This is a genomic window from Desulfobulbus sp. (assembly GCF_030824455.1).
GTDB lineage: Bacteria > Desulfobacterota > Desulfobulbia > Desulfobulbales > Desulfobulbaceae > Desulfobulbus.
Genome location: NZ_JAVBXR010000018.1, coordinates 61,628 through 67,971 on the forward strand (window position 1 = coordinate 61,628; position 6,344 = coordinate 67,971).

General features: G+C 55.3%; 5 protein-coding genes. 3 read left to right on the plus strand and 2 right to left on the minus strand.

The genetic code is table 11. The annotated features are described in order from the left end of the window. Nucleotides 1-238: 238 nt before the first annotated feature. Nucleotides 239-2,236 (minus strand): methyl-accepting chemotaxis protein, encoded by a 1,998-nt coding sequence (locus RCH93_RS03280; RefSeq protein WP_306546886.1) that lies wholly within the window; start codon nucleotides 2,234-2,236, stop codon nucleotides 239-241. A 92-nt stretch (nucleotides 2,237-2,328) separates the two neighbouring features. Here RCH93_RS03280 and RCH93_RS03285 point away from each other — a divergent pair, with 92 nt between their 5' ends. Together RCH93_RS03285 and RCH93_RS03290 are read left to right on the plus strand one after the other, a co-directional pair. Beyond that, on the plus strand, nucleotides 2,329-2,724 hold the full coding sequence (locus tag RCH93_RS03285) for a hypothetical protein (protein WP_306546887.1): 396 nt from the start codon (nucleotides 2,329-2,331) through the stop codon (nucleotides 2,722-2,724). Between the two features lie 196 nt (nucleotides 2,725-2,920). Then, on the plus strand, nucleotides 2,921-3,256 hold the full coding sequence (locus RCH93_RS03290; protein ID WP_306546888.1) for a hypothetical protein: 336 nt from the start codon (nucleotides 2,921-2,923) through the stop codon (nucleotides 3,254-3,256). A 166-nt stretch (nucleotides 3,257-3,422) separates the two neighbouring features. Here RCH93_RS03290 and RCH93_RS03295 read toward each other — a convergent pair whose 3' ends face one another. Next, nucleotides 3,423-4,259, minus strand: a complete 837-nt coding sequence (locus RCH93_RS03295) for an AAA family ATPase (protein WP_306546889.1) — start codon at nucleotides 4,257-4,259, stop codon at nucleotides 3,423-3,425. Nucleotides 4,260-4,931: 672 nt separating this feature from the next. On the opposite strand from RCH93_RS03295, the gene RCH93_RS03300 reads away from it, so the two are divergent. Next, nucleotides 4,932-6,113: an iron-containing alcohol dehydrogenase gene (locus RCH93_RS03300; RefSeq protein ID WP_306546890.1), complete on the plus strand. Its 1,182-nt coding sequence runs from the start codon at nucleotides 4,932-4,934 to the stop codon at nucleotides 6,111-6,113. The last annotated feature ends 231 nt before the right edge of the window (nucleotides 6,114-6,344 follow it).

Genomic DNA, 6,344 nt, shown 5'->3' on the forward strand with positions numbered 1-6,344 from the left:
TTCCACTCCCTTCTTAATATTTGCTTACCTGTTGCCCGGCCGCGTCCCGTTTGCGTCTGCAAAGTCGGACGCGACGCGGCTCCCACAGCACCCTTTGCCGCGCGCGCTGAACGCAAACGCCGGCGACCATGCGCCGCAGATTGGCATGGTCGCCGGCGTGATCGCCCAGCAAGCGACGCGTTCAGTTCGCCCCGGCAGTCGCGCCGAATCAGGGCGATCCTGATCGGGATTGGTTAAATCAGATTTTAAAGCCTTCGACAATCGTTTTCAACGCCACCGCCAACTGCTGCAGTTCTTCAGCGCTCAACTTAACCTGACCGCTGCTCTCCGATATCTCGGCGGAAGCGAAATTGACCGTGGAGATGTCGGTGGTGATCGAAGTGGCAACGGCGGAACTCTGACCGACGCTCTCGCTCATCTGCTCCATGCCCCTGGAGGCCTGGGCAATGTTGACGGCAATTTCCTGGGTCGCGGCCGACTGCTCGCCCACAGCGGTGGAAATGGAGGCAACGATTTCATTGACGCTGTTGATTACCTCCGAAATCTGATTAATCTCCTTAACGGTCTCCGACGTTGTGTCCTGCACCTCTTCGATCTGCTTCTTAATGTCCTGGGTCGCCAGCGCGGTCTGCTTGGCCAGTTCCTTGATTTCATTGGCCACCACCGCAAACCCCTTGCCCGCCTCCCCTGCCCTGGCCGCCTCGATGGTCGCGTTGAGGGCCAACAGATTGGTTTGTTCGCTGATTTCGGTAATGGCCTCGGTTACCTTGCCGATGGCCTGAGCCGCTTTGCCCAGGGCGCCCATCTTCACCGAAGTGTTCTCGGCCTGCCGCACGGCCGCCACTGAGATCGAATGGGCGCGCTGGGCGTTGTGGGCAATTTCATTGATGGTGGCCGTCATCTCCTCGGCGGAGCTTGCCACCATCGAGGTGTTGGACGTGGACTGCTCCACGGCAACGGCGACGCCGGTTAGGTTGCGGGTCATTTCCTCGGCCGCCAGGGCAACGCTGTCAGCCTTGCGCGAGGTGTCTTGGGAATGCGCGGAAAGCTCGCTGGCCACCATCGACAGATCGCTGGCCGAGGCCTCAATTGACTGGGTGTTGTTGGCGATCTGGCCAATGATGCCCTGCAGCTTCATGATAAAGGTGTTGAACCATCGGGCCAGTTCGCCAATCTCGTCTCGGGATTGCACATTGAGCCGCATGGTCAAGTCGCCCTCGCCCTCGGCGATGTCGCGGAGCCCGGCCACGGTTCGCTTCAACGGCACGGTGATGGTGCGGGCGAAAAAGAAAACCAGCACGCTGACCAGCGCCACGGCGATCAAGGTGACCAGCAGAATGCTGTTTTGAATGGAGTGCGCCGCCGCCAAAAACTCCGCCCCATCCTGGGTCACGGCTATGCTCCATCCCTTGATCGGCACCGGTGCATAGCCGGCTATCTTGGGCACGCCTTTGAATATGTAATCCTGAACGCCGTGGTTGCCGGCCATCATGCCCTTGGTGATGTCAGCCATGTCCTTCAACGTCTTCAGGTCAAGCTTCATCTCCAGCTCTGCCTTGGGATGAGCGATAATGATGCCGTTTTTGTCGCACATGAAGGCGTAACCCGTCTTGCCGACCTTGACTGTGGACACCAGCGTCGTTAGAGGCTGAGCTTTAAGCGACAGGCCAAACACGCCCAGGAAATCGCCTGAATGCGAAAAAATGGGCGCGCACAGCACATAAATCAGGTCGCCGGTCACTTTTGAGAGCACAATGTCGCCGGCCACCGCCTTGCCCGAGCTTTTAGCCCTTTGAAAGTAGTCCATGTCGGCGAGGTTGACGCCTTTGTATTCATTGCCGTCGGCAAGTTCGCCGGTGTAGATCGAACCGTTGACGTCGGTGACAAAGATGCCCAGATAATTCTTATCCAGTTGTTTAAATTTGTCTTTCATCTGCATGCGAAGTTGGGCAATTTCGCCAGCCGCGTCCTCAAGCCCCAGTTCTTTGACCTTCTGCCCTATCAGACGCACGTTGGTGTCCACCGCATGGGCGGCCGCCGTCTTGGTCTGGGCCTCCAAGGTCGCCTCAATGGCGACCGCCAACTTCGTCGCCTGCCCCTCGGCGTTTTCACGGGAAATGGCGGACAGGGACTGCGACGCCTTGGTCACGCTGAGATAGCCGATCACCACAAGGGGTAAGACAACCGCAAGACAGCCGCCGGCGACAAGCCTGAAGCCAATAGATCGAATGTTCATGCACACTCCTCTCAATGATGGGAAACCAGCCGGAGGGCCCTGCCGCTCTGGCGCTTCAACATACCCGTCATTGTAGGCGTGCAGGACGAACAATGTCAAAAAGGGAAACAGAGCAACGCGCGAAATGGCGGGAAACAAGGGGGAGGGATAACGGCAAAAACTCGCCAACCGGAATACCGACAGGCTCTGCTGCCGAATTTAGCCCTTATTTTTCTTTAATTTTTCGCGATGTTTTGGTCTATACAACGGGAAGGAAAGCACAGGATGCGAAGGCTAGGCGGTTTGCCGCCATCGCCGGGGTGCAGCAGCGCCGCAATCCCTGGCTTGCACAGCGACGATCAACAATTGCGCAGGCGCGGTTGCCGCGGACGTCTTGCAATCACTTCACGAGCCACCGCCAACAACATGAATACAAATCCGGTGAGAATAAAGGACATTGTAAACATTTACAATTCGTACATCACCATTCTTGCCAAACTGAAAAATGAAACAAACGGATACGGCATTGTTTTTCACGATCCGATACAAAACAAGATCATCCAACTGTTAGACAAAAATTTTGCGTTTTTATACAAACAAATCGTTTCCGATTTCGCCCTCGGCTTCGCCACCGGATCCATTGTTGGCCTGGCTCGGGAAAGAACGCCTGCAGATCAATGGCACAGCGACACCATAGAGCGAAATGTGCATGACAAAAACAGTCTGCATCAAGGCATTTTGCGCATAGTGGACAAGGAAGACGGCATTCCGGTGTACATCAATTCAATTAAAATCGTCGGCAACATCTCGCCGGCCCTCGCCTATAGCCTCAAGGGAAAACCCACGGAAATTCAAACCATTCTCAACAAATACAAACTGATCCAAAAACATATCATGGAAAAAATTTCCGAGGGCAAGCCTGAGGTCAATCCGGAGGCTCTGCTCAGGACGTATTGCGCCGGAGAAGGGTTCAAATCGGAGAGTCGACTGCATTCCATCAACAGGGCCTTAAGCAACCTGACCGCCTCCACCGACAAGTAGTAACGCCGCCTTGCGCCACCCGCCTTTTGCCACCTTGTCGCCGCCTTTTTCCCGCATCATCGCACGCGACTGACCGCAGGCCGACATCAAAAACCGGTGGACATTCTCACTGCGGCCGGCAAGCAATGCTCGCCGGCGCAGCTTTCTCCCCACTCAGCGACAGGGCTCAGCCAATATTATAGAAAGGATTGACGTGGTCACGCTGGGGGTGCGTTTTGTCGAGAAACTTGATTTCTTTGACCCCTTCGATTTCCCGAATCAATCCTTCAATTTTTAAACGAAGGCTTGAATCCGAGCGCAGCACCTCGCCGATGTTGCACAGGGTGACGATTCCGTCTTGGGCCTGCACCTCGATCATCAGGGAAAAGTTGACCAGCATGGCGTGGATTTTCGCGCACAGCACCTGATTGTCGAGCGCCCGCTGCGACTCAGCCGTGGTTTGGAATACGGGTTTCTTAACGGTTTCAGCTATTAAATCAACAGCATCGTCGACCGACAATCGATCAATCAGCACCACAACGTCATACAACCGACTGTCCCAGGTGTCGATGCCGTACAACTTGAGCCCCCAGCGACGCCGCTCGTCGTCGTCCTTGGCCAGGATGTGCTCGGCGTCCTTCGCCAAAACCTGATCGCGCCGCATCACTTCCTGAACCCGGTCCTCCATGCTGGCCAGAATGCGTACCTTGAGGACATGGGGGACATAGCGCAGGAAATACTGGCCGGCCAAGCCATGGTATACGACGTTGTCTTTCTGCACATGCTTCAACAGCGCATACTGATAATAGCTGATATATCGCTCTTTCCCGTGACGAAAACGCTCGAGAACAGACGGAGAGTCATGGATGGCTCGTACCAAGCTTATTTCAGGTATATTGAACTCTTCCGACGCCTCAAGCAGGATTTCCCGCGAAACGCAATCATACTGTAATTTTTGCGCCAACTTCTCGGCCACGTCCTTGCCCTTGCTGTACGAACCTCTCGATATCGTGACGATAGACATACAATTGCTCCTCCGTGTTGCGCCTTGCCGACAGATCGCCGCAGGGCCTAACACCAATGAATCCGTGCCGCTGAAACGCCTGCGGCCTCATCCTACAATTCATCGGCGCCGCCCCCGATCCATCAAGCATTGGGCTGTTGCTCAATTGGAAGACAGAAAACAGGTCCCAGCCCGCTTCAGTCTTCACCAACCATGATCATCCTTGCCCAGGAAGATTGCAACCACTATTTCAACCAAGCTTTACGCCGATAGAGGCAGCAACCAGACATGGATCGTCAACGGGTCTCAGCCTCCCTGAATTTCTCCTGCCCCAGATGCATTCGTGGCGTTTTTTCAGAACAAATACAAAATTTCTCCATTCGGGTCACAATGACCCGAATGGCTAAAACAAAGAGTCATAAAATCCCGAACGATGAAATTGCTGTCAATATAGGTAATTAGCGGTAGGTTTCGCTCCAAATTATTCTTTTCCCTGCAATATCGACCTCGACCGATCTGCGGAAGGCGCGGCATCCACTCGGAGCCACAATCCATCCTGCTGAAAATACGTAATTTTACAATTGGCACGGTCATTGCTATAAAGAAAGTGCGCATATTTGGATCCAAAGAGAGGCAGGAACTTTTTGCAGGACGAGCAGGAACCCAAAAAATATAAAAAAGGATGGTTTCATTATGGCAGTTCGTGAAGAAGTCTACGGTTATTTCATTCCTTCTGTAACCCTCATCGGCATCGGCGCTTCTAAACAGATTCCCGACAAAATCAAGGCGCTCGGCGGCTCCAAACCGTTGATCGTCACCGACAAGGGCATCACCGGCGCAGGCATCACCAAACAGATCACCGACCTGCTGGACGCGGCCGGCATGAAGTACGTTGTCTATGACGAAACAATCCCCAACCCCACCGATAAAAACGTTCACGACGGCGTGGACATCTACAAAAAAGAGAAATGCGACTCCCTGATCACCCTGGGCGGCGGTTCCTCCCATGACTGCGGCAAGGGCGTTGGCCTGGTGATTGCCAATGGCGGCAAGATCCATGATTTCGAGGGCGTGGACAAATCCACCAAACCCATGCCTCCGTACCTGGCGGTCAACACCACCGCCGGCACCGCTTCCGAGATGACCCGTTTCTGCATCATCACCGATCTGTCCCGTCACGTGAAGATGGCCATCGTTGACTGGCGCGTTACCCCCGGCATCGCCGTGGACGATCCCATGTTGATGGTCGGCATGCCGCCGGCGCTCACCGCCGCCACCGGTATGGACGCCCTCACCCACGCGGTTGAGGCCTATGTATCCACCATCGCCAATCCGATGACCGACTCCGCAGCCGAGAAGGCCATTGAGCTGATCGCCAAGTACCTCCGTCCGGCCGTGGCCAATGGTCAGGACATCGAGGCCCGCGAGGGTATGTGTTTTGCTCAGTATCTGGCCGGTATGGCCTTCAACAACGCCAGCCTTGGTCACGTCCATGCCATGGCCCATCAGTTGGGTGGTTTCTATGACCTGCCCCATGGCGAGTGCAACGCCATTCTCCTTCCCCATGTGGAGAAGTTCAACCTGATTGCTAAGATGGACCGCTTCGTCAAGATCGCCGAGTTGATGGGCGAGAACACCGCCGGCATGGCTCCTCGCGATGCGGCTGAACTGGCCCTGGTGGCAATCAAGAAGCTGTCCGCCGACATCGGCATCCCCGGTGGTCTGATCGAGTTGGGCAAACGCTACGGCAAAGACGTCAAGGCAAGCGACATCGACACCATGGTCGGCAACGCTCAGAAGGACGCCTGCGGTCTGACCAATCCGCGCCGCCCGAAAGACGCGGACGTGAAAGCGATCTACACCGCCGCGCTGTAAGAAGCAGGTTGGTTAGCCTGTAGGTTTTTAGCCTGAAGGTTGGTGAGTTGGCAGGTTGGCTGGGCGGATCTCATCCCCCTGACAACCTCAACCGCTACAGACTATTCACCTCAAAAGATCCCGGTGGAGCCTGCCCCTGTTTTCCCTGACTTGGCCTGTGCGGGCTTCACCGGCTTTCTTTACGAACACAACAAGTTACGCTGTGGTTGGCGTTGCGGGACGCGGTAACGC